The organism is Levilactobacillus sp. HBUAS70063 (genome assembly GCF_038374745.1).
Classification (GTDB): Bacteria; Bacillota; Bacilli; order Lactobacillales; family Lactobacillaceae; genus Levilactobacillus.
Genome location: NZ_JBANSM010000006.1, coordinates 1 through 26,734 on the forward strand (window position 1 = coordinate 1; position 26,734 = coordinate 26,734).

Consider the following 26,734-nt stretch of genomic DNA (forward strand, 5'->3'; position numbering starts at 1 on the left):
CTTCGCAAATATTGTTTGGGTTTGAATAAATTCAAACCGCCCTACACATATTTGGTTTGTCGAAACAATGTTCAGTTTTCAAAGGTCTACCAAGTTATCTAATGAAGTGTTTGCTCCGTGACAACTTTTAAAGTATATCATGCTGTCAATTTACTGTCAACTGATTTTTTCAATATATTTTGAATAAATATTGAATTTTGGAAGCTCAGTTGAATAAATATTCTCAACAACGATTACTACTATATCAATTATCAATCAGACCGTCAAGCCTTTTTTTAAATTAATTAATTTGCAATCTTTCGTTGCTGTTACAATGTTTGTCCTGTAAATGACAACAGAAAATAGTTTACCAATATCTGGGACTATGGTCAAGAGGAAAATGAATATTTACTGAAATTTGTTGCGCCACTTCCACGAAACACCGTCAAATCAGTGTTTAGCCGAATGTAAAAATACCCATTTCTGCGCCAAACCCGATCACCGACAACAGATCGCCTCGCTTAAACCCACTAAAAAAGCCGTTATCACCCCGCGGCAATAACGACTTTTCACAACTTATTTCAATTCTGGTGCATCCGTCTTATAGTCGGATACGGTACTCTTCCCATCGTTCTTAGCCAAAACGCTCGTCTTCTCAGACTTTTCCGCATCGGCTAAACGTTCCATCGCTGGTTTCAACTTATAGGTAAAGGACGTCTTATCGACCTTCTTAAAGTTCTTCGGTGTATAGAACCGGAGCAAATCACCGTAGATCACCCGATCGGATAGCGACAGCTCGGTCGTCACGTGGTTCTGTAGCTTAGCGACCGCCTTCTTCTGAGCCGCCGTTAAGGTCAGCACTTTCCCCGTCTTCGTATCGTAGACGGTGCTACCAATCTTCGTATACTTCGGCGAGACAAAGTTCCCATCACGAAAGGCCACCGTCTGATTACGGTTCTTAGCCAGCAGGTCTTGCCCAAACTGGACCGTATCCGTGTTCTTTACGCCTAACAGGTCTAGCAGCGTTGGTAGAACGTCGATTTCACCACCATAGGTATGGTTGATGCCACCCTTGAGTCCATTGGCATGAATCATGAACGGGACCTTCTGGAACTGGGCCAAGTCATAGCTCGTGACCTTGCTCTTACCCAGTAACTGGGCAATTGCCGGCCGGTGGTTATTCGAGATCCCATAGTGATCCCCATAGGCCACAATCACACTATTCTTGTACAGACCGACCTTCTTCAGGTAGGCTAAGAATTCAGCAAAGGACTGATCCAGGTAGTGGGCCGTCTGAACGTACGGATCAACCGTCTTATCCCCCGTCTTGGTAGCTGGGAAGTCCGTATTCTTCTTGTCGAGTTCGTACGGGTAATGGTTTGTCAGCGTAATCAGCTTGGCATAGAACGGCTGCGGTAGCTGTTCGATGTACTTGGCCGACTGCTTAAAGAAGATCTTATCCTTCAGGCCATAGCCGACACTATACCCCGGTTTCTCCGTATAGTAGCTGGAGCTAAAGAAATACTGGTAGCCCCATGACTTATAGGTGTTATCTCTGTTCCAGAAACTCGGGACATCCCCATGGAAGGCCGCCGTGGTGTAGCCCGCCTCCTGACTCAGGATTGCCGGTGCCGCCTGGAACGTGTTCTGCGTCCCATAGGTGGTCATCGCCGACCCCTGGGGCAACCCAAACAGCGAGTTTTCCAGCATCATTTCGGCATCGGACGTCTTCCCCTGGGCCACTTGGTTGTAGAAGTTATCAAATGACAGGGTGTTTTGGTTATGGTAGAACTTATTGAGCGTAGGGGTAACCTCTTTACCGTCCACCTTATAGTCAATCAAGAATTGCTGGAAACTCTCCAGGTGGATGATAAAGACGTTCTTCCCCTTCTCCTTGCCGTAGTACGACACATTCGGGCTCACCCGATTTTGCTTCAGGTATTTCAGGACACTCTTCATATCCGATGCATTGGCACTCGCCCGCGTCGCACTTTCCTTTTGCGTCTGGTAGGCGTTGAAGGCCGCGTACTCGTTGAGTCCCAGGTACTTCACGATATAGTTATTGTCAAACGTCCGCGTCAACAGGCCGGACCGGTCGGCACTCGCCATCCCAAATTCGGCAAACATCAGGGCAAACGACAGGACGGTCAGGGAAAATGCGTACCGTCGCTTGAATGGCCGGGCGTCAATCTTGATGACGTGCGTGGCCAGTAAGATAATTAACACAATAATATCAACGTAAACGAAGAAATCATAGAGATGGGTAATCTGGGCCAGACTCTTCCCCAGGTTATTGCCGACGGAACTCGACCCCTTCATGATCCCAAAGGACAGAAAGTCCGAGAATTCTCGGTAATATACCACGTTGGCAAAGATCCAGGTCGATTCCAACACATCGATAATCAACATTAGCCAGTAAGCTAATCGCCCTCGAAAATACAGCGCGATCCCGAACACCAACAGGGCGGCCGGTAGTGGGTTAATCAGCAGTAAAAACTGTTGGACACTCCCCTTAGCACCTAAAGTAAACTCGGTTTGATAGGCAATGTAAGTTTTTACCCAAAATAAAACGACGATTAACAGGAAAAAGCCCATGCGGGTGTTTAACCAGTTCGTCTTTCGCTTAAAAAAGTTCGCCATTACGACTGCCTCCACATAATAATTAACATCTCTCAAGTATAGCGGATATTGCGAGGTAATCAATCCGATTACAGAACCTTTGGAAAAAATTCAATCTTTCATCATTATAAAAAAACAAAACTATGGCCACCCATAGTTTTGTCTTAGTTATCCGTCAATAAATCAAACAGTTCGATAGCAACTAAGTCGATGTTATCAAATTCAAAAGTTGTTTCCGGATTGTGTTCAGTTAAAGTATAGGTGTGCGCGGCTTGGTTAAAGACAACGGTTGCCTGCTCCACGCCTTCTTTTTCGAAACGACGGGGTTGTGGCTCGTCGGTGGCATCCTCTTGCATCGCCTTGAGGCGGTTGATGATACCAATCAGTTGAGATTCTTCCATGGTTGGTCCCCTTTCTAGCTTTCCCTTATGATTTTACCAAACTTAGCGCTAGATGACACGCCCTAATACAGAAAAACTCAAGGATTTCACAAATCCGAGTCTTCCGTCACCTTGTCTGGGCGAATCACCATCGCCACTAAGCCCGCCAGCATCCCAAAGTAATAGGTCAACAGGCGCCACAAAATCATGGCTAAAACTAATTTACTATTAGACGTGATATAACTCCGAAAGATCATTTCAAAGCTGTACTCGGCGCCCCCAGAGCCCCCTGGGATTGGAAACAAAGAAATCACCATCACAATGAGGATGTGGAAACTGGTCACCATGACAATGTTGGCCGTGGTATACCCCAGCGACAGCATAATGAAGTATGGAATCAGGTAATAGAACATCAGCTGGAAAAAGGTAATCACGAAGACGCGGAGCATCAGCTTTCCCTTACCACTGATGCGGACACTCTCCGCGTAGAACGAATCAATTTTACTATTCAAGTTATCCTCGATACGGTGGAACCGTTCGGCCTTCATGAACCAATGGAAGGGATACAAGATAACGCCCACCATCTTCTTGGTAAAGGAATACCAGAACATAATCATCAGCAGTCCCACGATAACGGCCAGGTGAATCGTAAACCCAAAGATCACCAGCCAGGACAACGCATGCAACTTGTCTTGAATCTGCTGGAAGCCAATCACCAAGGCGATGATGAAGTTAATGACGATCATCGACTGATAGACCACAAACTTCATGAGCAGCACCGAGCTGGCCTTTCCCGCATCGATCCCCGTCTGCATCAGCGCAAATAGTTGTGCGGGTTGACCACCGGAAGAAAACGGTGTAATCCCGTTAAATAGTTGTTCCACCAACGGAATCCGTACGGCGTCTTTAAACGTAAACCCTTCGATTCGATCGGAGATGAAGACCTTGACGATCCACGCCTCCAATCCCAGGTACAAAAGCATACATAAAACGGCGACCCCAAACCACCAGAAATTAATGTGAACAAAGTCGTTCACCAAAACGGAGAATTTAATGTCACGGAGTGAATAAGCGAAAATGGCAATCCCCAAGAGTAACATTAAAGCTAGTACCCATTTATTTCGTCGTGACATTCAACTTACCCCTCTTTTGCTTGCTGCGTATAGAACTTCCGCCAAATCTCCGTTAAATGTTCCTCGGAGTAACGGTCGGCGGCGGCCAGACTCTGTTGGTGCCAGTGTTCCAAGGCCGCCGGATCATTCGGCAAGCTGTGTAACTGTGCGTTCATCTCATCGTAGTCCGCGGCCGGTTGATAGTCCCCAGCAATAATCGCCTGGTAAAGGTCTAAATCCCGCAAAAGAACCGGAGTCCCCGTACTAAAGGCCTCTAGCACCGACATGGGAAAGAGCTCGTTAAACGATGGCAGGAGAAAGAGATCGGCCAAGTTGTAGTAATCCACGAGTTTTTCACGCGGCACGATGCCCGGAAAACTCAGGTTAGCCGGCGGATCATCGACGACCTTCTTTAGGGCCGCGTAGCCATCCGTCATGCGACCAAAGGAAAAGCCACCCGCCCAGATAAATTGAATCTGCGGGTTATTGCGCGCCAACTTGATGAAGTCAAACAGCCCCTTGCGTTCCTGGATCTGGCCAATGCCAAGCACCGTAAACCGCTGCTGATCGTACCCGTACTGTCGGCGCAACGCCAATTTCTGGTCGTGATCGACGGGATAGAATTCCTTGCGACTGACGAAGTTGGGAATATACGTCACGCGTTCTGCCGGAATGCCATAGCCCACCAGCTTAGGAATAAAGGTCGGATTAACCACCACAATGTGGTCCATCCGGCGATAAAAGGCAATGACGTATTTATAAAAGATAGACCGGAACGGTTGCGGAATCTTCAGACTCCCCTCCAACGTTTCCGGCAAAAAATGAACGTAACCAATCTTCCGGCCCCGTCCCGGTAAAAAAGTCGACAGATAATAGGTCGGATTAATCGTATGGTAGTGGGTCACATCGACCCGCCCGTACCGGTTAACCGTGACCTGAAAGTCGGCCTTTAACCGCGTTGCCAGTAGATTCATCAGTTCATTGTAAGCACTCCCCACGCCCTGTCCCTTAACGGAATCGGCCTTGGAGAACATGTTAATTTTTAGCATTCAATTGCTCCTCTAATCACTAAAGTCCGGGGTATCCTCGTGCGTGGCCTCATAGCTGGCCTGGGCATCCTGATAAAACGAGATGACCCGCTGGCCAAAGGTATCCGCGGAGATTTCGGCCAATTTACGGGCCAATAAATCCGGGTCCTGCTCTTCATCCCCGTGCTGCAGGTAATCGATGACGTTGGCAATCATCTCGTCGGCCGTCTTAAACGTCACCCCTAAGGTTCGGCTAGACAGCAACTCATCCGTATACGGACTGGTCATGACCACAATCTTGGTACCGGCCGCCATGGCCTCGATGTAGGTCAACCCCTGCGACTCGGAATCGGACGACGACAGGAAGACATTCGCCATGTGGTAATAGCGAAAGACATCATTGTTGTTGACTTGCCCGGTGAAGGTCACGTGATCCGTGAGCTGAGCGTCTCGGACCTGTTGCTCCAAGTCTTCTTTGGCCGGTCCATCCCCCACGATTAGTAGCTGGGCGTTGGGGACGGCCGCTAAGATTCGCGGCATCGCGGCAATACTTTCCTTGATATTTTTCTCGTAGGCCAACCGGCTCAGTGACAGAATCACCGGCGTATCCGGCCGGTACCCCAACTCCCGCCGAAGGTTAGCCGTATCTGGCTGTTCGTATTGATGCAGGTTGACCCCGGTCGGAATCACCCGAATAGGTGCTTTCACCCCATAGTCGGTGAGCGTCGTCAGCACCCGATCACTCGGTGCCACGACCCCCGTCAGGTGATAGCAAAAGGCCAACGTCCCCTGTTTAACGTGCACGGGCTTCAAAATCTTCCCGTTGGCCACGTAATGGAGATAATCCTCGTACATCGTGTGGTAGGTATGTAGGCAGGGGATTTCCAAGTTCCGCGCCACAAATTTTCCAATCCACCCCATCGAGAACTCAGTCTGGGTGTGCACAATATCTAGGTTCAATTCCTTTGCAATCTGATAGGCCTGAAATAATCCCCGAACGGCAATCCGCCGCTCCGTAAACGAAACGAACGGAATACTCGAAAAACGGAAGACATTCCGCTCATAAACGTTGCGTTCCACGTTCGGATCGGTGGTCGTAAAGATGTAGACCTGATGCCCCTGTTTTTCCAATTGATCACGCAACGTCTTAATCGAAGTTGCAACCCCACTCACTTGAGGGAAATAGGTATCCGTAAATAAGCCAATGTTCATCGCCAATCCCCCTTGCGTCTGTGTTTGGCTAAAAGTTTTGGAGCTTCGCTTTGTACAATCATCACAATTATATGGGTTTGACTAGGGGATTGCAAACGTCAGCCGCTATCGCAAGAAAATCTCATCATTTGCCCATTCACGCCGGTTACTCGTTCCCCCGCTGATTTTTACGGTAACTCTTGTGCTACGCCTGCGGCTGCCAAGGGTTCCGTCTGCTGTGGGGGCCGGTTCCAGCCTAAGAGACGGGCTTCCACCTCGCTCGGAAGCCAGCCACCACAGTCCGCATCCCCCAATCGCTACCAAGCAAAAAGAGCTTGGGCCAGACGCCCAAACTCTTCACGAACGCTTAATTTTCATTTCAAAACATCCGGTACGGCCGCTTGGACCATCGTCACCACTTCTTGGCTGGTGCTGGCCGAGTTAACCGTGGTCTCCGCTAATGAGGTCAACTCGTGCGCATCCAGCTGACTAATCAGCTGACGCGTCTTGAGAATGGACCCGGGGGCCATGGAGAATTCGTCTAAGCCCATGCCCAACAGCAACGGCAGTGCAATCGGATCGCCCGCCATCTCGCCACACATGGCCACGGGAATCCCCGCGGCGTGGCCGGCCGTGATGACGTGCTTGATGAGCCGCAGGATTGCAGGATGATACGGCTGATAGAGATAGGCCACATTCTGATTGGTCCGGTCGGCCGCCAGGGTATACCCAATCAGGTCATTGGTCCCAATGCTCATGAAGTCCACCTCGTTGGCAAACCGGTCCGCCAGCAAAGCCGCCGCCGGAACCTCAACCATCATCCCCACGGCAATCTTGCCCATCGGCACACGTTTAGCCGTGAGCTTCGAGCGCTCGTCGTCATAGATGGCCTTGGCCTGCCGCAATTCATCCAGCGTGGCAATCATCGGAAACATAATCTTCAGGTCGCCAAACGCCGAGGCCCGAATCAACGCCCGCAGCTGACTGCGAAAGACCTGTTGATGCGCCAGACTTTGCCGAATGGCCCGGGCTCCCATGAAGGGATTAGCCTCGTTTTGCATGGGCCGATACGGTAAATCCTTGTCGCCACCCACGTCAAGCGTGCGAATGACCACTGGCCGGGGGCTAAGTTCGGTCAGCACCTGCCGATAGATGGCAAATTGCTCATCTTCGGTCGGTAAGTGCTGCGCGTCCAGGTAAAGAAATTCGGTTCGCAACAAACCGACCCCCTCGGCGCCACTGGCGGTAACTCGTGGTAAATCGGTAACGGCCCCCATATTGGCAGCCAGCGTGACGCCCACGCCGTCCTTCGACACCGTCTCGTAATGCGTGAGCTTTTCCAACCGTTGCTGGTTCTTTACCCGCTGGGCCATGGTCCGCCGCGCCACGGCAATCTCATCGGCGGTCGGACCGACCATCACGTTCCCCTGCGTTCCGTTGACGATGATGAGGTCACCATTAGTCAGCTCGTGGGTGGCCGCTTGCGTACCGACCACCGCAGGGATATTCAGGGACCGCGCCAGAATCGATGAATGCGAGGTCCGCCCACCGGCATCGGTCACAAAGCCTAAGACCTGCTGGGGATTAGTGGCCACCGCCTCGCTGGCAATCAAGTCATGGGTGACCACAATCACCGGCGTCTTAACCAACGCCAAATCGGGTAGCGTGACGCCGAGTAAGTGGGCTGTCAGTCGTTTGGCCACCTGTTGCCAATTAGTCAGCCGATCCTGTAGATAGGGGTTGTCCGCCAACTCCGCCAGCTCGTCTCGCACGGTCGTCGAGACCAATGCCACGGCAAATTCGGCGTTGACGTGCTGGTCGCGAATCCGCTGTTCAATGTTTCCCACCAAATCCTGGTCCTTTAACATCGCCATTTGCGCAATAAAAACCTGGGCACGGTCAGCACCCAGGTTTTTATTTACACGAGTTTTTATCGTCTCGATCTCCGAGACGGTTGCTGCAAGGGCCTGATGGAAACGATTTAATTCGTAATCAAGATCAGTGATTGTCTGCTGAGAAACGTGCAGGTCTGGCTCATCTAGTCGGTAGACCCGACCACAAGCCACCCCATCACTGGCAGCAATCCCCCTGAGCATCGCCTTCATTAGTCAGATAAACCCTCTTTAGTCATCGTTTCAGCAATGGCAGTCATAGCGTCAGCTTCATCGTCACCATCAGTCGTAATCGTGATGTCGGCGTTTTGGCCAACACCTAAGGACATTACACCCATGATAGACTTCAAGTTAACGGACTTGTCTTGGTATTGCAAGCTAACTTCAGAATTGAACTTGCTTGCTGATTGAACTAATAAAGTCGCTGGACGTGCATGAATACCTGTTTCTGCTGTAACATGAAATTCGCGTTTTTCCATAATTGATCGATCTCCTTTAAGCTTAGGTTGACTACTTACCGAACGTCACTCGCCTTGACCTTGCGCATTGATCAAACAACCATTCAACGAGTCACGCCTACCTATTAAGAATATCAATCTAAGCGAGAAATTACAAGTTATACATGAACCGCTTTCATCAAAAAATCATTATTCACCGCTATTTCCGGCGTCATGATCGTAGTGATAGATGATTTTACCGTTCTTTTCGGCCTGGCCAACCACCCGTTTGCGCGTCTCAAATGCCATAAACGCCTTTTGAAAAGCGGGAAAGTCTTCCGGCGTAACTTCAAACTGGTCGATTTTTTTATCCTTTAATTGATTCATTAAATCCGTAAAGTCGCGATCCATAGCGTGCCCCCTTCCTAATTCTAAACAAAACGTTCTTCCCTATCTTACGGTCAAAATCCGTAGCGGTCAAAACTTTTTTAACTTTTTGACCAATTTGAGATAGTCATTTTAGCATTCTATGGCCGAGAGTGCTAAAATGTAGTCGTTCGCTGGAAATCGCCCGCCACACCGCGCATCTTTCGTGCAAACAAAATACTTGCACGGTCAGCTGAACGCGGTATAATGTGGTCAATGGTCAAGAAAGGTCAAAGGCTTTTCGTCGACCGCGTGGGAATTTCCTACGAGAACTCCAGGCAAGAAAGGAGACGACAAGATGCTATGTCAAAATTGCCACCGCAATGAAGCAACGATTCACCTTTACATGAGTGTAAATGGGCAGCGGCAACAAGTTGACCTATGCCAAAATTGTTACCAGCTGCTGAAGCAACAGCAATCAAACGATTCTGGAAATGGAGGTGGCCGTATGGCACAAGATCCATTCGGCTTTAATAACCTGGATGATATTTTCCGGGCAATGCAAGGCGGCGACAACAGCCAAGCTAATTTCCGACAAGCGTCTGGTCAAGGGCGTCCAACCCAACCTTCCGGCAATCAGGGCGGTTCAGGCAACGGCTTACTCAGCCAATATGGTCTGAATCTGACCCAGATGGCCAAGGATGGCAAGGTCGATCCCGTGATCGGCCGGGATAAGGAAACCGCTCAAGTCATTGAAATCTTGAACCGGCGGACGAAGAACAACCCCGTTTTAATTGGGGAAGCCGGTGTCGGGAAGACGGCGGTTGTTGAGGGCCTTGCGGAACGCATTGTCGAAGGCAACGTTCCTCAAAAGCTCGCCAACAAGCAGATTATTCGTCTAGATGTGGTCTCACTGGTCCAGGGTACGGGTATCCGTGGCCAGTTCGAGCAACGCATGCAACAGTTAATGAAAGAGGTTCAGGCTAACCCCGACATCATCCTCTTTATTGATGAAATCCATGAAATCATGGGTGCCGGGAATGCCGAAGGCGGGATGGACGCTGGCAACGTCTTAAAGCCAGCCCTCGCCCGTGGTGATTTTCAATTAATCGGGGCCACGACTCTGAGTGAGTACCGTGACATTGAAAAAGACCAAGCCTTAGCACGGCGGTTCCAACCGGTCACGGTCAATGAACCGAGTGCTGACGAAGCCGTTAAGATTTTAAAGGGTATCCAAAAGAAATACGAGGACTACCACCACGTCCACTACACGGACGATGCGATTGATGCGGCCGTTCGGTTATCCGATCGGTACATTCAAGACCGCTTCTTACCCGACAAGGCCATCGACCTGTTGGATGAAGCCGGTTCACGCAAGAACTTAACCATTAATGTCGCCGATCCGAAGGCCATTGATGAAAAGATCAAGTCGGCCGAGGATCAGAAGCAGGCTGCCCTGAAGCAGGAAGACTACGAAAAGGCCGCCTACTACCGTGATCAAGTCACGAAGCTGGAGAAGTCCAAGGAAAATGCCAAGGACGCCGACCAAAATGCTTCCGCCGAAGTCACGGTTAAGGACATGCAAGACATCGTTGAAGAAAAGACCAACATTCCGGTCGGTGAATTACAGGCCAAGGAACAACACCAGCTCAAGAGCTTGGGTGCCGACCTTGAAAAGCACGTCATCGGCCAGAACGAAGCGGTCGATAAGGTTGCCCGCGCCATTCGCCGGAACCGGATTGGGTTAAACGGCACTGGTCGGCCAATCGGCTCCTTCCTCTTCGTCGGACCAACCGGTGTGGGGAAGACGGAATTGGCCAAGCAATTAGCCAATGAAATGTTCGGGTCCACGGACGCCATGGTTCGTTTCGACATGTCCGAGTACATGGAGCCACATTCCATTTCTAAGCTGATCGGGTCACCGCCTGGCTATGTTGGCTATGAAGAAGCTGGTCAACTCACCGAGCAAGTTCGGCGTCATCCATACACGTTGATTCTGTTGGATGAAATCGAAAAGGCCCACCCTGACGTCATGAACATGTTCTTACAAATTCTTGACGATGGCCGGTTGACCGATTCGCAAGGGCGGACGGTTTCCTTCAAGGACACGCTGATCATCATGACCAGTAACGCCGGGACCGGCGATGCCGAAGCCAATGTTGGTTTCGGAGCCGCTGCCGAAGGAACCACCCACTCCGTTCTGGGTAACCTAACCAACTACTTCAAGCCGGAATTTCTCAACCGTTTCGATGACATCATTGAATTCAATTCATTGAGCAAGGATAATCTGATGCACATCGTTGATTTAATGATCGATGATGTTAACCAGATGCTGGCCGGTCAAGGTCTCCACATCCACGTCACCGAACCTGTTGAAGAACAATTGGTCCAAAAGGGCTACAATCCAACCATGGGGGCACGGCCACTTCGCCGGGTCATCCAAGAAGAGATTGAAGACCGGATTGCCGACTTCTACCTGGACCACGGGGACGTCTTCAATCTCGTTGCCAAGATTGAAGACGGTAAGATTACGTTGGCTGCTGACAATGAAGCCACCGCATCGACGACCGATACAACTAAAGCTTAATTTCTGATTTTTCCAGGGTGCTCAGCCACAGCGGTTGCGCACCCTTTTAGTTTGTCCCCATTTGACCCACTCACGGCTACCAAGACTGTCAACAACGCCCCGCAACCATTGTCGAAAGACAAAACTGATAGCGTTCACATGTTGGCGTGACGGGTAAAAATGGTATACTAGATTTTAAAGGAAACTTCTGGAGGTGAATGGTATGGCATTTTTTGACTGGTTACGGCGTTTGATTGAACCTAAGCCCCGGCGCGAAGCCGTTTCGCAGCCGGTCGTCTCACGTCGCCATCCGGCCGTCCCGCCGGTTCAACCGCCAATTGAACCAGTAAAACCCAGTCAATCCGTCGAACCGCCGGTGGTCCTGACCACACCGATCATTACCTTACCCCCGACGCCACAAGCAGCCGCGCCGGCACCCACCGCAACGTTGGTCGTTCGCCTAGTCGATGAACACGACCGCGCCCTTCAACCGGCGTTGGTCATCACGGGGCCGCTCAACACCCCCGTAAATTACCGTTTTCCAGATATCCCGGGGTATGCACTCTCGCGGATTCACGGCTTTACACAGGACTTTATCAGTGAATACGGCCTAACGACGGTGATTTACCGGCGACTACTGGGGAAGCCAATCGTCGGCTACCTGGTAGACTTCGATTCCGGTCGCCTACTCGAATTGCCGCAAATCCATCGTGGCAAATTAGGGTTAACGTACACCCTCACGCCGCCCACGGTCCCCGGCTACCACATCTTTCAGGCGCAAGGCCCCCAGCGTGGAACCTTTACCAGCCAAGCCAAACGCGTGGTCTACTTCTATCGTCGGGATAGTTGGGAGACCGTCCAACGCGTTCACCAGTACGTCTTTCTTCAGGCGGATCACGCCGTTTACGATGAACCTAAGGGCCGCGACTACGGCTACCAATTCCCGGCGGATTCGCTTTGGCGCCTCTTCATGATTATCACGCTGACGGACGGGTCCGTCTGGTACAATCTTGGGGGCAATCAATGGCTGAGTGCCGAAGAAACCCGCCGACGCGACCACCGCTTGGCGCAACCGGCCCTCCCGCAAAAGCGGCTGTGGCATCCCGAGCCCTACGCTAGACTGGGCACCGTGGATTACGTCCCAGGAGCGGCGGTCTCCATCTACACTGAACCGTACGGCGAAACGGCTGGGCAATTGGCCCACGGCGAAACGCTGGATATCCGCGGTCGAATCGTGGACGACCAGCACCTAACCTGGTATCAGATTGGCCCAACCGCCTACATCAACGCCCGTTACGCCCGCCTGGTCCCCACTGAAACGCTATAAAGGAACTCGAAAAGCCTCCCAAACAATCCGTTGAGATTGTTTGGGAGGCTTCTTTTGATTTCGCTATCGTTCTTAGGCGTCTTGATGGCGCATGATGCATGGCGCACTCCGGCAACACCGTTTTGACTGTTCACCTAACTGGAAACACCCTCGCCGATGTCACCCGGCCACTTCTACGGCAACCCGAACGAGAAGATCGACCGACAATCGTTACCGGAGGCGGCCAGGGATGGAGCCAGCCGTGAGAGTGAAGTTGGCTGGCGTTTTTAGCCAGCTTACTTCACCGGACGATTGGAAGACGTGGTTTGCGGCTTCCAATCGAGGTAAAAGACCGCTTCTCAGGCTTTTACCGGCCCCTCAGCAGGCGGAATCCCTGGCAGTCGCAGGTAAAACAGATTGTCTTAGAATTCGGCGTTGCCTGGCGTCCGTGGGTAAGGGATCACGTCGCGGATATTTTCCATCCCCGTGACGTACATCAGCAACCGCTCGAACCCGATACCGTAACCGGAGTGCTTGGTTTCCCCGTACTTCCGCAGGTCGAGGTACCATTGATACTCTTCTTGTGGTAAGTGGTTGTCCTTGATCTTCTTGGCCATTTCGGCTTGACGTTCCTCACGTTGACTTCCACCGATCAGTTCCCCAATCCGTGGCACCAGCAGGTCGGCGGCGGCAACCGTCTTGCCATCGTCGTTGTCCCGCATGTAGAAGGCCTTGATTTCGCGTGGGTAGTCCGTCAGGAAGGTTGGCCGCTTGTAGATCTGTTCGCACAGGTACCGTTCGTGTTCGGCCTGTAAGTCCAGCCCCCAGTAAACGGGAACGTCGAACTTAACGGGGGCTTCCTTCAAGAGTTCGATTGCCTTCGTGTAGGTAATCTGAGCGAATTTCTCACTCGTCGTCTGGTGAAGTCGGTTCAACAGGTCATCGTCGACCGCGCCGTTCAGGAATTCCAGTTCATCCTTGGCGTGGGCCAACAGGTAGTTGACCACGTACTTCAGCAAGCCTTCGGACTCGTCAATCACGTCCTGCAGGTCGGCAAAGGCCATTTCTGGTTCAATCATCCAGAATTCTGAAGCGTGCCGCGCCGTGTGGGAGTTTTCAGCCCGGAAAGTGGGGCCAAACGTGTAGACGTTCCGCAGGGCTAAGGCAAAGGCTTCGACGGGCAGCTGACCACTGACCGTCAAGTTGGTTTCCTTCTTGAAGAAGTCCTGGCTATCGTCCACCTTGCCATCGTCAGTCTTGGGCAGGTTGTTCATGTCCAGCGTGGTTACCCGGAACATTTCCCCGGCCCCTTCGCTATCGCTACTGGTGATGATCGGCGTGTTCACGTAGGTAAAGCCGTGTTCCTGTAGATATTGGTGAATAGCGAAGGCCGTCAGTGACCGAATCCGGAAGACCGCGTAAAACGTGTTCGTCCGAGGCCGTAAGTGGGCCAACGTCCGCAGGTATTCGTAGGAGTGCTTCTTCTTTTGTAATGGGTAATCGTTGTCGGAAGCCCCTTCCAGAACGACTTCATCCGCATGAATTTCGAAAGGCTGCTTGGCATCCGGCGTGTAAACGACCGTCCCCACGACCTTAATCGTGGAACTCAACGGTAACTTCGTCATTTCCGCATAGTTCTCCAGGTCGCTCTTCATGACGATCTGGGCGTGCTTCAAGCAGGAGCCATCGTTTAATTCGATAAACCCAACACGCTTGGAACCCCGCACCGTCTTCACCCAGCCGTGTAAGACGACTTGTTCGTCTTCGGCAAAGTGTTGATCGCTAAATAAATCTTTTACTAAAATTTCTTTCATCGTACTCTCCTTCTGCGGAACCATAAAAAAAGACCCATCATCCCTAAAACTAGGGACGAAAGATCTTTCCGCGGTACCACCCAAATTGTTTTTAACTCAAAACCAACTTTAAACTAGCGTACAAACATACGCTCCGGTTGATAACGTGTCGGTCACGGCGGGGCCTACTCTTTGCATTTCAGCCTGCAACGAAATCGGGGTTCGCCCTATTGGACGCGTCACTAAGCTTGCACTACCCTTAGTTCGCTGAACACGCGTTGCCCATTTGGCATTGTCCGTTTCACTTGTTTTTATCTTTATTCAACTGTTGTCAGCGTATCACAAGTTGGAGCGGCATACAACTAGAATTTCAGTTGTCCGCGGGTTACGGTCACTTTTCGTCCGAAATTGACTAGAATTATGGTCATTATGCGACTCATGACGTTACGCTTAGTTATTTGCAATTTTATAACGGGATCTCACCGCCTTATCGTGGGACGACTTGGAAGACTTGCGGGTTTAGCAAGTCTTCCAAGCGAACCGGAAGCCCGCTTTCCAGGCTGGAGGTGGCCCCCATAGCAGACGAAATCCTTGGCAAGCGCAGGCTCCTGGTTTCGCTAATTTTAGTGGACAGATAGACAGCTGCTCCGAAAATCAGCGCATTAATTCTGCTTTCACGCTTTAATTAATCCTCTAACAACTGGCTGGACTGTACCGGCTGGCGGCGACCCCAGCGCTTCTTGATTTCCAAGACCACCGTGGGGATGAAGACGCCGATTCCGACCACGATCCAAGCGCTCAGCGGCAAGCTTACTAAGCCGAAGAGACCCTGCAGACCCGGTGTCACTGCGACCAGGACGACTAAGCCAATCGTCACGGCTAGCGCCCGATTCAGTTGCGGATTCCGTTTAAGACTGGCCCAACGCAACGGCTGGCGGTCCTTGATGGCGTAGATATCAATCATCGACCCAATCGCCAGAATCAGGAAGGTCACCGTCATGCCGACCGCGGGCTGGTTAGCGGATAAGACGAAGCGGCCCAGGGCGTAAGCCCCCAGCGTGAGCAACGTAAACGTCACGGCTCGCGTGGCTAACCGGCCACCCAGACCTCGAGCGAATAAACTTTCCTCGTTGGCCACCGGCGGCTGTTGCATCGCCGACTTTTCGCCGGGCTCGCGACTCAGGTAGAAGCCCGGAATCCCATCGGCCAGGACGTTGATGAGCAGGAGTTGTTCCGCCAATAGTGGCGCGCCCCAGCCCATCAGTACCGCACCCACCATGAGGAAGATTTGCGCGAAGTTGACCCCCACCAGGAATTCCACGGCCTTGAGGATGTTCTGGTAGACGGTCCGGCCTTCCTTGACCGCCGAGATAATCGTGGCAAAATTATCATCCGTCAGGACCATGTCGGCTGCACTCTTGGACACTTCCGTCCCGGTGATGCCCATGGCAATCCCCACATCGGCGGCCTTCAGCGCGGGCGCATCGTTCACGCCATCGCCGGTCATGGCCACGGTGGCCCCAGTCTGTTGCCAAGCCTGAACGATACGAATCTTATCGGTCGGCGACACCCGGGCGTAGACGGCAATCTGCTTGATCTGAGCCGCCAATTCTTCGTCCGTCAGGGTACGGAGCTCATCGCCCGACATCACCAACTGCCCCGGCGTTAACAGGTCAATTTCTTTGGCAATGGCCTCGGCCGTCACCATGTGGTCCCCGGTAATCATGATCGGCTTAATTCCGGCGGCCTTGGCCTCCCGAATCGCCGTGATCACCTCCGGCCGTGGTGGGTCAATCATCCCCACGATGCCGGCAAACGTCAGGTTTTGCGTGAGTTGCGTCCAGTCGACCGTCTGACCGGTCGGAACCACCTTGTAGCCCACGGCCAGAACCCGCAACGCCTGCTGCCCAAATTCATCGTGTATGCGTTTGGCTTGTGCGTAGTCGGTCGCTTGCCAATCGACCGGTAGCCGATCAAAGGCCCCTTTCACCACGACCAGACGCCGGCCATCCGGCAACTGGTGGAGCGTGGCCATCGTCTTCTTCGTTGAGTCGAAGGGATCTTCGGCCAACCGCGGAGCGTCCTGTTCCAGTGCAGCACGACTCGCCGCGTGTTGCCCTAGCCAGCGCACAATCGCTAATTCCGTGGGGTCCCCCACCTTCTGCTCCTCGCCGTCGACCACTTGAATCTCGGCGTTGGTGGCCAGTCCCAGGTAGCGTAACAGCTTCCGACCGGCATGCGTCAGCTCCGCGGCGGGCGTGGCCGCCCGGTCCTGCGGCGTCCAGTAGTGAGTGATAGTCATTTGATTCTGCGTCAGCGTCCCGGTCTTATCGGAGGCAATCACATCGACGCCACCAATCGTTTCGACCGCGTTGACCCGCCGCATGATGGCGTTACGCTTCGCCATCCGTTTGACACCGTGGGCCAGACTGATGGTCACAATGATCGGCAACGTTTCCGGCACGGCCGCCACGGCCAGTGAAATCCCAATCATCAGGCTATCCGCCAGCCCCTGGTTCTGCATCCAAATGCTCAGGGCAAAGATGGCCAGTCCACCCATCACGGCGAAGGTCGTCAGCCAGCCGGATAAGCGATTCAAGCGGCCCTGCAACGGTGTGGCCCGCTTCTTGGTCTTGTTCAGTAGGCCCGCGATTTGGCCCAATTCAGTTGCCATCCCGGTCGTGACGACCTGAACCACGGCCGTTCCCGCTGTCACCGCCGTCCCGGAGAAAACCTGTTGCTCGTCTTTCACGCCCGCCGGTGTCTGTAAGGCCTGCTTATCCACCGGTACACTTTCGCCGGTCAGAACGGCCTCGTCTACGGCTAAATTAGTACTGGACAGGACCACCCCGTCGGCCGGAACCTGGTCACCAGCCTTCAATAAGACCAGGTCGCCGGGCACGACATCCTTGGCGTCAATGGTCTGGGCGATGTCTTCTCGCCGAACCGTCGTGGTGGGTAAACTCATGGACTGTAACGCTGCTAAAGCCTTTTCCGCCGAGGCTTCTTGGTACATCCCAATGATGACGTTAATCACCAGGATGGACCCGATCACAATCGACTTGGTCCAGCCGCCACCCTGAAAGAGTGCCATGTAGCTGGCCAACGCCACGGCAAACAGCAGGACGAGTGAGGAGACGTCCGCCAGATGGTGCCCGATTTGCCGCCAAATACTCGGTCGTTTGGCCGCCACCAGTTGATTACTGCCGTATTCGGCCAATCGCCGCTGCGCTTCTTGCGCGTTTAGCCCTTGCTGGGCCGTTAAATTTAAGTTCGTCATCTCTTTTCTCTTCATCATGAATGGGCCTCCGTTTATTGAATAAGTTATCGGTTTAATTACTATACTCTTATTAAACAGGATAAATTTAGTCAGACTACGGGCAAATTGTGAAGAAAGATTGAACAATGTATTTTCTATTAAGGGTATACGCTATTTTGACGAATCATCGCTGTTCTACGGCCGACACGGGATAAAATAATTTATAATCGGGGATAAACGGTGATGGGGCTAAATTTATAAGGCAAACTGCTTGTCAGGGTCCACGAGATCCCCTAGAATCAAGCTAAATAACTCCCCCGTTCAGACAACGGGGTTGGAAAGGAAGCGTTGGCGTGAAACTTATTAGGCGGCTACTCATTGTGACCCTCCTGGCAGTGGGCCTCTTTATTCTGAGCAATTGGCAGACCCTCTCCACCCAGTTCACCTATTATCGCTCGGCATTCACCACGATTCTTGCGCCCGCGACCACAAAGAAGGCCGATAACTACCAGAGCAGTGGCTACATTCTCCGCAACCTCAAGGACGCCACCACGAAGACCGGCGCCGAGGACACCCCGGTGGAAACGGCCATGCAGGGCGTGTTGCTACAGCGTAAATACACCTACAGCTACGCCGCCAATACCGATTCGCGGGTGAAGCGGGTCTTCAATCGGGCCATCGCCGTCTACAACCAAACCGGCATCGTGCGGCTCGTGGCCGGAGCCCATCGCAAGACGACCAATCACATCACGCTGGGCGTCTACCACCACCAGGAGACCGGCGACCGCAGCCTAATTGAGCTGGGGCGTGGCGGGCCGCAGATTACGCAGCGCATCAGTTGGCAAGGCATTCTCACCACCAATATGGCCACGGCCAAGCTCAACGCCACCTACCCACAGTCCTACCACCTCTCCGTGGCCGTCCACGAGCTGGGACACGCCCTGGGCCTGGATCACAGCTCCGATCGGACCTCGGTGATGACCCCGGTCGATCAGGGCCGCACCCAACTATCCGCGGCCGACCTCAAGAGTCTCCGGGCGATTTATGAGAAGAGCTAGGCGAGTGTTTGCCAAACGCAATCAAAATAGCAAAACCCATAAAAGTAGACGTGCTCACCGGAAAAGTTTCCGTGACCACGTCTATTTTGTACCCTGTTAAAAATTGAAACCGCAATTCGGCTAAGCTGATTGGCGTCCCACACATTAAAAAAACGCCGAACACCTGACAAAAAGCGTGCCGCCCGGTCAATTCCCGGCGACACGCTTTTTAAGGTTAGAGGTTCTTATCCATGTTGAACGTCAGCCGTGACAGCGTTAAGCCCTTTTCAATCAAGTCGTTGGTGAACTTGGTCGTGACCTTTCGCATGTCGGCAGTGACTTGGTGATTTTGCTTCGTCAGGTAGGTCGTCAGCTCATCGCCGCTCAGACCTTCGGCACCCTTCAAGGCTTGGGCCACGTGCGTCCGCAGACTTTCCTTAGCGGCCGTAACGTAATCCGTATCCTGTTCGATGAAGTCAACGTAGTGGGATTCCACGATCATCGACAACTTCCGGTACATCCAGTAAGCACTCACGTCATCCAGGTGAACCGGCGTGTGGCTGTAGGAATCATCCGTGTCGGTGGCGTTAGCGAAGAACGGCACGTAAGGACTGAAGGCCGGAACCCCGAAGCACAGCCACATAATGGCGGAGCTTTCCTTAGGCACGTCGTTTCTCAGTTGAAGGACGTGTGAGTTCTGCGTCCGATTCATGGAAATTGGCCGGAATTTCAGCCGATCGGCGTCATCACCGGGACCTAACGGATCGTACTTAGTTTCGTTGTAGTGGGAGCTCAGAATATATTCCACGTCTTCCACGCTAATCTTATGGCTGGTCCGGCAGATGAATGGCAGGTCGCTGGATTGCGGGTCCTGTTCAATCTCGGGATTTAAATAACGTTGGCCAAACCAGACCCGCGGCGTGTTGTAGTGCCGGTCTTTTTCGGTGCTGGTCCCAAAGATGTGCCGGAAATTCCAGCCGTCTTGGTCCGGATTCAAGTGATTAGTTGCGACAAATTCCTGGATACCCTCCGAATACATGAAGTTATCGGGATCATCGAAGGTGACCTGTTGGATAGCGACTTGGTTGGCGGCTACCGCGTAAGCATCGTCGGGAATGCGTTGGGCGACCCAGTGATGGCCCGTCACGATTTCCATGTACCAGACCTCATCGTTGTCGGAGAACAACACGCCGTTGCCTTCCGGCGAGCCGTATTGCTTAATCAGCTTGCCCAGATAGCGCACACCATCACGCGCGGAATTGATGTACGGCAACACCATGGTTTGCAAAGAATCTTCGGCCAAACCGTTGGCCACGAGGGGATCAAAAGCCAAGGCTTGCGGATTGCCGTAAACACTTTCGGTGGCACTCATCGCCACGTTTTGTGAATTGATTCCACTTTCGGCGTACTCCCCTGTCTTATCCGTTTCCACGTTCGGCGTCGCCAGGTAACGGTACCCATCGCTAGGAATTGGGGCCGTGAACCCATTTTGATTGGAAACCCAGGTTCGCTGGGGCTGGTCGTGTTCGGCCGGGTGCACGTAGAACCGTTGGGGCGTCAGGGCTAAGAACGTATCGTCATTTCTAGCGATTAACGTTGATCCGTCGACCGTCGCCTGCTTACCGACTAATACCGTGGTACAAGCGGTTAAATTTTTTGCTGCTTTCATTGGAATGACCACTCCTTATTTAAACTTACAAAATCTAGTGTACGCCTAACCCCCGCTGAAGGCTAGCGTGCACCCACGCGCTTTCTGTCAAAAATGGTAACACTTTCACGAAAGTGTTGACATTTACGCAATATTGTCTAAAATAGAGTTGTAACCAACTGATTCATATTTTTTTGAAGCAGTTTGTGAAGAAATTTTCAATCATTAAAACTTGTCTAGGAGGCTACATCATGAAAGTCACAGTAGTTGGTTGTACGCATGCTGGTACCTTTGCCATCAAACAAATTTTAGCTGAGAATCCGGATGCCGAGGTCACCGTTTACGAGCGAAACGATGTCATTTCTTTCCTATCCTGCGGGATTGCGCTCTACTTAGGCGGCAAGGTCGCCGATCCTCAGGGCCTGTTTTATTCCAGTCCCGAGGAACTCGCCGAATTAGGCGCCAACGTTCAGATGAACCATAACGTCCTGAACATTGACCCCGAAAAGAAAACGGTTACGGTAGAAGACTTGAACACTCACGAACAAACAACCGAGACCTACGACAAGCTCGTGATGACCTCTGGCTCTTGGCCGATCGTTCCCAAGATTCCGGGCATCGACAACGCCAAGGTCAAGCTCTGCAAGAACTGGGCTCACGCACAAACCTTAATCGAAGAAGCCAAGAGTGCTAAGCACATCACGGTGATTGGCGCCGGCTACATCGGCGCCGAACTAGCCGAGGCTTACTCCACCACCGGCCACGAGGTTACCCTGATTGATGCCATGGACCGCGTCATGCCGAAGTACTTCGACCGCGAGTTCACCGACGTCATCGAACAGGACTACCGGGATAATCACGTTCAATTGGCCTTGGGTGAGACGGTCAAAAGCTTCGCCGACAGTGACGATGGCCGGTTGACCATCACGACCGACCAGAGCAGCTACGACACCGATTTGGCCATCTTATGCATCGGGTTCCGGCCCAACACCGACCTGCTGAAGGGCAAGGTCGACATGGCCAAGAACGGCGCCATCATTACCGATGACTACATGCGTTCCTCCAATCCGGACATCTTCGCGGCCGGCGATAGTGCCGCGGTCCATTACAACCCGACCCACCAGAACGCCTACATCCCGCTGGCCACCAACGCGGTTCGGCAAGGCATTCTGGTCGGTAAGAACTTAGTCAAGCCAACCGTCAAATACATGGGGACCCAATCCTCTTCCGGGCTGGAACTGTACGGCCGGACCATCGTGTCCACCGGATTGACCCTGGCCGCTGCGGAACAACAGGGGCTCCGCGCCGAACAGGTCATCGTGAAGGATAACTACCGGCCAGAGTTCATGCCGACCACGGAACCCGTCCTGATGTCGCTGGTCTACGATCCAGAGACACGCCGGATTCTGGGGGGCGCCCTGATGAGTAAATACGACGTTTCCCAATCCGCCAACACCCTTTCCGTTTGCATCCAAAACGAAAACACGATTGACGACCTGGCCATGGTCGACATGCTCTTCCAGCCAAACTTCGACCGGCCGTTCAACTACCTCAACATTGTGGCCCAGGCCGCACAGGCACAGGCGGCTAAGCTGACCCCTACCGAGTAAAAATGAATCTTAAATTTCCCACAAAGCCATTGCTCACGATTTAACGTGACAATGGCTTTTTTGCTTGCCTTCCGACCACCGACAGTCGTTAAATGTCGGTTTTACTTATCACCCGTTAACCGTTTAATCGTCATACCAGCGTTTGCCGACCGTCAACGCCATACCGACGAAAAAAGCCTGAGCATTGCCTGCCCAGGCTTGTGTTAAGGCTTTATCGACCTGGCAACGACCCAAAGGCGATCGTCCCCACGGTGTCGCCCTAGTCAGGGAACATTGTTCAGTGACCATGTGATCTGCGCGTCATACTGCCCTTGGACGGCGTCACTATTGACTTCCAGCATCAATCCGGCCTCATCATCCCAGCCGCCAACCACATCGGTGACGTCATCGTTGGCGCTGGAGGTTCCGCTCATCACGGTCATCGGCGTGGTCGTGACCACACTGCGTTGATCGCTATCGTAGTAGTAGAGGTCGCCGGCCAGCTCGCGGCCGTCCGCCGTCGTGAATTTCGTTCCGGCCACTTGCAACGACCACTGGGCACCGGCTTCGCGGGTATCTAAAATCTTCACTTGCCAATCCTTCGTCCGCTTGATCGTTTGCTTTTGACCGGTCAGACTCGTGCTTTCAAAGGAACTGTTCGGCGAAACTTCCTGGAACAACAGCTGTCCCGGCACATTAATCGTGTAGGTTACCGTATTCGACACGTTACCGTAGGGGTCCTCAACGTTTAGTTTCAACGTGTTCGCCCCCGCCTTCAGGTTGGCCGCTTGGACGGTATAGTTGAACCGGCCACTGCTATTGTCGTCGCCCGCCGCCATCGTAAAATCGGCTTGGGCCTGACCGTTCAGCGTCGGATTAACCGTCATGTCCGTGTTGTGCAGGTTAACCCCTTCCGGAATCACCACCAAGCCCTTGAAAATGGCATCTTCGCCGGACTCCAATTGAACGCTACTGCCCGAGAGCGAGAAGAGATTCAATTCCAACGTTGGCGTCACGGTAAACGACGGCGTATCCGCCGTGACCACACCGTTCACCGCGGTAAAACGACTGGTATCCGCCGCCACCGTGGTCGCCGCCTTCAGGTCATCGGCCGTTCCGGTAAATGAAATCGTGGCCGTCGCGTTTTCCGCGTTCAACGCTTCCGTCAGGGTCACGGCCACCTGATTGTCGGTCATTCCCGCCAGATTCACCGTGGACGTCTGGCCGTTCTGGTAGTGAATCGTGGCCGAGTCATCATACGTTAGATCGGTCGGCAGCTGAATCGCGGCCGCTACGTCTTTCCAGGACTGTTTACCATCGCGATAGTCCAGGCGGAATTGGTGAGTGCCCTTGAGGACGTCACCGTTGCCCACAACCTGATTGGTGGTGACATCCGTCAGCTTGGTCGTGGCCTGCGCGTTGACCAGCCCGGGAATCTTTTCCATCACGACTAAATTATTCTCGTAGCTGTCCCCGGTCGCCCCGGTAAAGCCCCAGCGAACCTGACCCGTATTCTCTGGGTCAATCTTGGCCAGGTCGATGGCGACCGTCTTACTGATGCCGGCCTGCTTGTGGCCCGTGGCCGGATCCTTGTCATTAAACGTGTAGGTCATCTGCTGCTCAGCCGCGTCCCAATCCAGTGTCAAGTGGTGCCACGCGCCATTGGACAGTAGCGTGTAGTCGCCGGTGATAGCGCCTTCATGAGTCTGCGTGGCGTAATACCCCGAGGCCGGCAATGGGAGTAGCTGGGAAGCCTTGACCATCTGGTAGGTGCTCACCTCACCCGGGTAATTGTAGGCCAGGTGCGGCCCCGTCAATTTGCCATCGAAGGAGTCGGCACTTCCGGCATTCGAATAATTCGTCGAACTGTTTAAATGCGTGTCGAACTCCAGCGCCCAGCTATTCTGAATGGCACTGGCCGCCAGCTTGTCCGCCGTGGCTTGTTTCTTATCGGTATCCACGCCCCAGACGCCGAGCGTTTCACCGGAAACGGTCTTGCCAAACGTTGGCGTGGCGGCCAGACCGTTATCATCGTTTTGCAGAACCAGCGCCATGCCGTCCGCCGCCTTCTTGCCGTTATTGCCGAAGTACAGCCACATGGAGGCCGTTTCATTTTTAGTCAGATCAAAAGCATTGTCGGCGGTCGACCATAGCGCGCCGAACTGTTTCTTGCCGTTATTCACCTTAGCCGCCTGCGTCCCGGCGGTCGGGGTGTCCACTACCGCCGCCTGATTGGTCGTCGTGGTACCCGGCGTGAAAATATTCTCCAGGGAAATCCCCTGGGGTGCCGCCTTTAAGGCATTATCGTAATCCGTATCAGCGTGCGCGGTTCCACCCCCTAAGAGGATGACCCCCAGACCCGCGAAGACGCCTAACCAAGTTTTCCATTTCATCGGTAAACGCTCCTTTCCGCCCCCAAACGGTGTTGATCCTCAATCGCTTAAACAACGCTATACTTCCTCGCTTAAAGAATACCACGCCTTCACCATTGGTTGGCTAATTGGTCAAATTCTCAAGACTTTGCTTCGAAAAATGAATGCCTAGCTTTTGGCGGGGATAGATTGACCAATGGGTTACCCGAGGCTGCCAGCAAAGGGAGCCGTTCCATGGATGTCGGAATTACTGACGGTCACAGGCCAGTCAGAACATCGTAATAAAAAACAACGTGATCTTTTAGATCACGTTGCGGATATTTCTCTGATTTTGTAGTACTTCTAAAGCACTCAATATGCCGGTCGGTGGCTTAAAACCTTACTTGAGAACGTTAAGCCAGCTCCTATCATCAAGAAAAATGGCGTTAATCACCCCAAAATAAGCAATTAACACCATCCATCAATTTGAATTTTAATGTTTAATCCCGGACTAACCCTAACTTTCCTAGCTATACAAGCCTAGTCCTGCGAAGCCTTTCGCTGCCGGACGTGGTACCAAATAACCCCCAGCAAACCAAACAGAATTGGCCCCACCAGCATCCACAGCGTACTCTGCAGGTCGTTGTTTTCCAAGACCGGTTGAATCAGCGTAAAGGTGTTGGCGCCCAGCACCACGATGAAGACGACCCAACTGATCACGGTCGTCCAAGCCGGTGACTTGTACACTTCGAACGGCTTTTGAATGTCGTGATTGTGCTTGAACTTTGGAAAGGCGTAAACCAAGAACAGGTATGGCAACGTCATGGAAACGTTGGCCATCAGCGTCAAGATATTGTAGAAGGCCGATGGGTCCGTCGACGCGAACGACGCCAACAGGATGATGACAATCACCACGGCACACTGTAATTTCATGGCGTAGCTAGGCATGTCGTTTTCGTTTAGCTTCGTGAACTTCTTCGGCCACATAGACTTCGGCGTCCCCAAGATTAAGGTCTTGAGCGGCGAGTACGTCAGCGTGAAGAAGGCCCCGGAGTATGCTAGGAACATTCCCAGCCCCGTGTAGCGCGCGAACCACAGCCCAATCGTGGTGCTAGTGGCGGCGCTCAAGCCGAGGGATTCGCCCAACACGTCCCCTAAGTTCCGCATCATGACGTAACTAATATTCCCCATATTGGTCGACGGATCGGATAAGACCGAATTCCAGTTGGTGCTAATCCCCCAACAGAGAATCCCAATCGCGTAGCCCAGCGTAATCACGATGGCCGAGATAACGATGGCCTTCGGGAACGTCTTTTCAGGATTCTTGGTCTTATCGACCATCCCCCCGAGGACTTCCAAGCCCCCGTAGGCAAAGATGGCAAACACGGCAAAACTCATAATCCCCATCGGTTGTTGGTAGTTCGGATGAGGTGAGGTCATAAAGTGTTGAAGCGGTTGGGCCATGTGGCCATGCCGCAAAGCCAATACGACCCCGGAAACCACCAACAGAATGGCATTTAAACTCATCACCGCCAGACCACCCAGACTGGTCACCCGGACGATGCCCTTGACCCCTTTGATCGAGACCCAGGTGACCAGAATCATCCACAGACACGACAGAATCCCAATCACTTGGGTGGCATTCAGCCCGGCAATCGCAAATTTTTGCGTTTGATCCGTCCCGAAGAATAACGTGGTAAATGGAATCCAGACCTTAGCCGAGGTCGAGACCAGCCAGATGATGTAGGAGGCAAACCACATGAACGTCCCGATAAACGCAAACTGGGGGTTCACACTCACTTCCATCCACTGGTACATTCCGCTCCCCTCATCGGATTTAATCGCGGCACCGTACTCCGCCATCATCAAGGCAAACGGAATAAAGAACAGAACCGCCGCTGCTAAGTAAAACAGGATGGATGAATATCCCATTAAGAAATAGGCCACCGTACTATTCGCAAAGCCAAACACGGTGGTAAAAATCATCATGACTAACGCCATTAATGTGATTTTATTGTTATTTTCCGCCATTATATTTCTCCCCAAACCTTATAAACTGCCCAATTGAAGGCGCTTTTATCAGTTTATCCGAGGAACCATACAATCGCCTGTTAATTTAGTAATAGCCCGCTTAGATTTTCGTGTGATAATCCAATTTTTTCTCATACGACGTCACGGCCC

At 52.5% G+C, this 26,734-nt stretch carries 17 protein-coding genes; 4 read left to right on the forward strand and 13 right to left on the reverse strand.

Annotation, left to right across the window (positions count from 1 at the left end):
• Positions 1 to 555 precede the first annotated feature (555 nt).
• From V8I28_RS09615 to V8I28_RS09650, 8 genes are all read right to left on the reverse strand, one after another.
• Positions 556 to 2,619 carry an LTA synthase family protein gene (locus V8I28_RS09615; protein ID WP_341779912.1) on the reverse strand — a complete coding sequence of 688 codons (2,064 nt, stop codon included), beginning with the start codon at positions 2,617 to 2,619 and terminating at the stop codon, positions 556 to 558.
• A 143-nt stretch (positions 2,620 to 2,762) separates the two neighbouring features.
• Positions 2,763 to 2,999: a YkuJ family protein gene (locus V8I28_RS09620; RefSeq protein ID WP_341779913.1), complete on the reverse strand. Its 237-nt coding sequence runs from the start codon at positions 2,997 to 2,999 to the stop codon at positions 2,763 to 2,765.
• An 86-nt stretch (positions 3,000 to 3,085) separates the two neighbouring features.
• Positions 3,086 to 4,111, reverse strand: a complete 1,026-nt coding sequence (locus tag V8I28_RS09625) for a lysylphosphatidylglycerol synthase transmembrane domain-containing protein (protein ID WP_341779914.1) — start codon at positions 4,109 to 4,111, stop codon at positions 3,086 to 3,088.
• A gap of 5 nt (positions 4,112 to 4,116) precedes the next feature.
• Positions 4,117 to 5,139 carry a glycosyltransferase family 4 protein gene (locus V8I28_RS09630; protein WP_341779915.1) on the reverse strand — a complete coding sequence of 341 codons (1,023 nt, stop codon included), beginning with the start codon at positions 5,137 to 5,139 and terminating at the stop codon, positions 4,117 to 4,119.
• Between the two features lie 12 nt (positions 5,140 to 5,151).
• On the reverse strand, positions 5,152 to 6,330 hold the full coding sequence (locus V8I28_RS09635; protein WP_341779916.1) for a glycosyltransferase family 4 protein: 1,179 nt from the start codon (positions 6,328 to 6,330) through the stop codon (positions 5,152 to 5,154).
• Positions 6,331 to 6,683: 353 nt separating this feature from the next.
• Positions 6,684 to 8,414, reverse strand: a complete 1,731-nt coding sequence (ptsP, locus tag V8I28_RS09640) for a phosphoenolpyruvate--protein phosphotransferase (RefSeq protein WP_341779917.1) — start codon at positions 8,412 to 8,414, stop codon at positions 6,684 to 6,686.
• Positions 8,414 to 8,680, reverse strand: coding sequence for a phosphocarrier protein HPr (locus V8I28_RS09645; protein WP_168900605.1), 267 nt, complete (start codon positions 8,678 to 8,680; stop codon positions 8,414 to 8,416). The genes ptsP and V8I28_RS09645 overlap by 1 nt, the downstream gene beginning before the upstream one ends.
• A gap of 168 nt (positions 8,681 to 8,848) precedes the next feature.
• Entirely contained in the window at positions 8,849 to 9,049 is a 201-nt protein-coding gene (locus V8I28_RS09650; protein WP_341779918.1) for a hypothetical protein, read from the reverse strand.
• Between the two features lie 313 nt (positions 9,050 to 9,362).
• Here V8I28_RS09650 and V8I28_RS09655 point away from each other — a divergent pair, with 313 nt between their 5' ends.
• Both V8I28_RS09655 and V8I28_RS09660 read left to right on the forward strand, forming a co-directional pair.
• On the forward strand, positions 9,363 to 11,591 hold the full coding sequence (locus tag V8I28_RS09655; RefSeq protein ID WP_341779919.1) for an ATP-dependent Clp protease ATP-binding subunit: 2,229 nt from the start codon (positions 9,363 to 9,365) through the stop codon (positions 11,589 to 11,591).
• A 202-nt stretch (positions 11,592 to 11,793) separates the two neighbouring features.
• Positions 11,794 to 12,897 carry a MucBP domain-containing protein gene (locus V8I28_RS09660; RefSeq protein WP_341779920.1) on the forward strand — a complete coding sequence of 368 codons (1,104 nt, stop codon included), beginning with the start codon at positions 11,794 to 11,796 and terminating at the stop codon, positions 12,895 to 12,897.
• Between the two features lie 401 nt (positions 12,898 to 13,298).
• Here V8I28_RS09660 and asnS read toward each other — a convergent pair whose 3' ends face one another.
• Both asnS and V8I28_RS09670 read right to left on the reverse strand, forming a co-directional pair.
• On the reverse strand, positions 13,299 to 14,690 hold the full coding sequence (gene asnS, locus V8I28_RS09665) for an asparagine--tRNA ligase (RefSeq protein ID WP_341779921.1): 1,392 nt from the start codon (positions 14,688 to 14,690) through the stop codon (positions 13,299 to 13,301).
• A 664-nt stretch (positions 14,691 to 15,354) separates the two neighbouring features.
• Positions 15,355 to 17,964 carry a cation-translocating P-type ATPase gene (locus V8I28_RS09670; RefSeq protein ID WP_445928206.1) on the reverse strand — a complete coding sequence of 870 codons (2,610 nt, stop codon included), beginning with the start codon at positions 17,962 to 17,964 and terminating at the stop codon, positions 15,355 to 15,357.
• A gap of 317 nt (positions 17,965 to 18,281) precedes the next feature.
• Here V8I28_RS09670 and V8I28_RS09675 point away from each other — a divergent pair, with 317 nt between their 5' ends.
• The gene (locus V8I28_RS09675) at positions 18,282 to 18,986 is read left to right on the forward strand and encodes a matrixin family metalloprotease (RefSeq protein WP_341779922.1); all 705 of its coding nucleotides are present in this window, start codon (positions 18,282 to 18,284) and stop codon (positions 18,984 to 18,986) included.
• Positions 18,987 to 19,200: 214 nt separating this feature from the next.
• Here the strand turns inward: V8I28_RS09675 and V8I28_RS09680 are convergent, their stop codons facing one another.
• Positions 19,201 to 20,634, reverse strand: coding sequence for a C69 family dipeptidase (locus V8I28_RS09680; protein WP_341779923.1), 1,434 nt, complete (start codon positions 20,632 to 20,634; stop codon positions 19,201 to 19,203).
• 230 nt (positions 20,635 to 20,864) lie between these two features.
• Between V8I28_RS09680 and V8I28_RS09685 the strand changes: the two genes are divergently transcribed.
• Positions 20,865 to 22,223: an FAD-dependent oxidoreductase gene (locus V8I28_RS09685; RefSeq protein WP_341779924.1), complete on the forward strand. Its 1,359-nt coding sequence runs from the start codon at positions 20,865 to 20,867 to the stop codon at positions 22,221 to 22,223.
• Between the two features lie 263 nt (positions 22,224 to 22,486).
• Here V8I28_RS09685 and V8I28_RS09690 read toward each other — a convergent pair whose 3' ends face one another.
• Positions 22,487 to 24,595 carry a lectin-like domain-containing protein gene (locus tag V8I28_RS09690; RefSeq protein WP_341779925.1) on the reverse strand — a complete coding sequence of 703 codons (2,109 nt, stop codon included), beginning with the start codon at positions 24,593 to 24,595 and terminating at the stop codon, positions 22,487 to 22,489.
• Between the two features lie 498 nt (positions 24,596 to 25,093).
• The gene (yjeM, locus tag V8I28_RS09695; protein ID WP_445928203.1) at positions 25,094 to 26,584 is read right to left on the reverse strand and encodes a glutamate/gamma-aminobutyrate family transporter YjeM; all 1,491 of its coding nucleotides are present in this window, start codon (positions 26,582 to 26,584) and stop codon (positions 25,094 to 25,096) included.
• Between the last annotated feature and the right edge of the window lie 150 nt (positions 26,585 to 26,734).

What these genes read in the sequence shown, in the direction of transcription:
- V8I28_RS09615 (WP_341779912.1), bottom strand. Translation starts at nt 2,619, where the DNA reads ATGGCGAACTTTTTTAAGCGAAAGACGAACTGGTTAAACACCCGCATG.
- V8I28_RS09620 (WP_341779913.1), bottom strand. Translation starts at nt 2,999, where the DNA reads ATGGAAGAATCTCAACTGATTGGTATCATCAACCGCCTCAAGGCGATG.
- V8I28_RS09625 (WP_341779914.1), bottom strand. Translation starts at nt 4,111, where the DNA reads ATGTCACGACGAAATAAATGGGTACTAGCTTTAATGTTACTCTTGGGG.
- V8I28_RS09630 (WP_341779915.1), bottom strand. Translation starts at nt 5,139, where the DNA reads ATGCTAAAAATTAACATGTTCTCCAAGGCCGATTCCGTTAAGGGACAG.
- V8I28_RS09635 (WP_341779916.1), bottom strand. Translation starts at nt 6,330, where the DNA reads ATGAACATTGGCTTATTTACGGATACCTATTTCCCTCAAGTGAGTGGG.
- ptsP (WP_341779917.1), bottom strand. Translation starts at nt 8,414, where the DNA reads ATGAAGGCGATGCTCAGGGGGATTGCTGCCAGTGATGGGGTGGCTTGT.
- V8I28_RS09645 (WP_168900605.1), bottom strand. Translation starts at nt 8,680, where the DNA reads ATGGAAAAACGCGAATTTCATGTTACAGCAGAAACAGGTATTCATGCA.
- V8I28_RS09650 (WP_341779918.1), bottom strand. Translation starts at nt 9,049, where the DNA reads ATGGATCGCGACTTTACGGATTTAATGAATCAATTAAAGGATAAAAAA.
- V8I28_RS09655 (WP_341779919.1), top strand. Translation starts at nt 9,363, where the DNA reads ATGCTATGTCAAAATTGCCACCGCAATGAAGCAACGATTCACCTTTAC.
- V8I28_RS09660 (WP_341779920.1), top strand. Translation starts at nt 11,794, where the DNA reads ATGGCATTTTTTGACTGGTTACGGCGTTTGATTGAACCTAAGCCCCGG.
- asnS (WP_341779921.1), bottom strand. Translation starts at nt 14,690, where the DNA reads ATGAAAGAAATTTTAGTAAAAGATTTATTTAGCGATCAACACTTTGCC.
- V8I28_RS09670 (WP_445928206.1), bottom strand. Translation starts at nt 17,964, where the DNA reads ATGAAGAGAAAAGAGATGACGAACTTAAATTTAACGGCCCAGCAAGGG.
- V8I28_RS09680 (WP_341779923.1), bottom strand. Translation starts at nt 20,634, where the DNA reads ATGAAAGCAGCAAAAAATTTAACCGCTTGTACCACGGTATTAGTCGGT.
- V8I28_RS09685 (WP_341779924.1), top strand. Translation starts at nt 20,865, where the DNA reads ATGAAAGTCACAGTAGTTGGTTGTACGCATGCTGGTACCTTTGCCATC.
- V8I28_RS09690 (WP_341779925.1), bottom strand. Translation starts at nt 24,595, where the DNA reads ATGAAATGGAAAACTTGGTTAGGCGTCTTCGCGGGTCTGGGGGTCATC.
- yjeM (WP_445928203.1), bottom strand. Translation starts at nt 26,584, where the DNA reads ATGGCGGAAAATAACAATAAAATCACATTAATGGCGTTAGTCATGATG.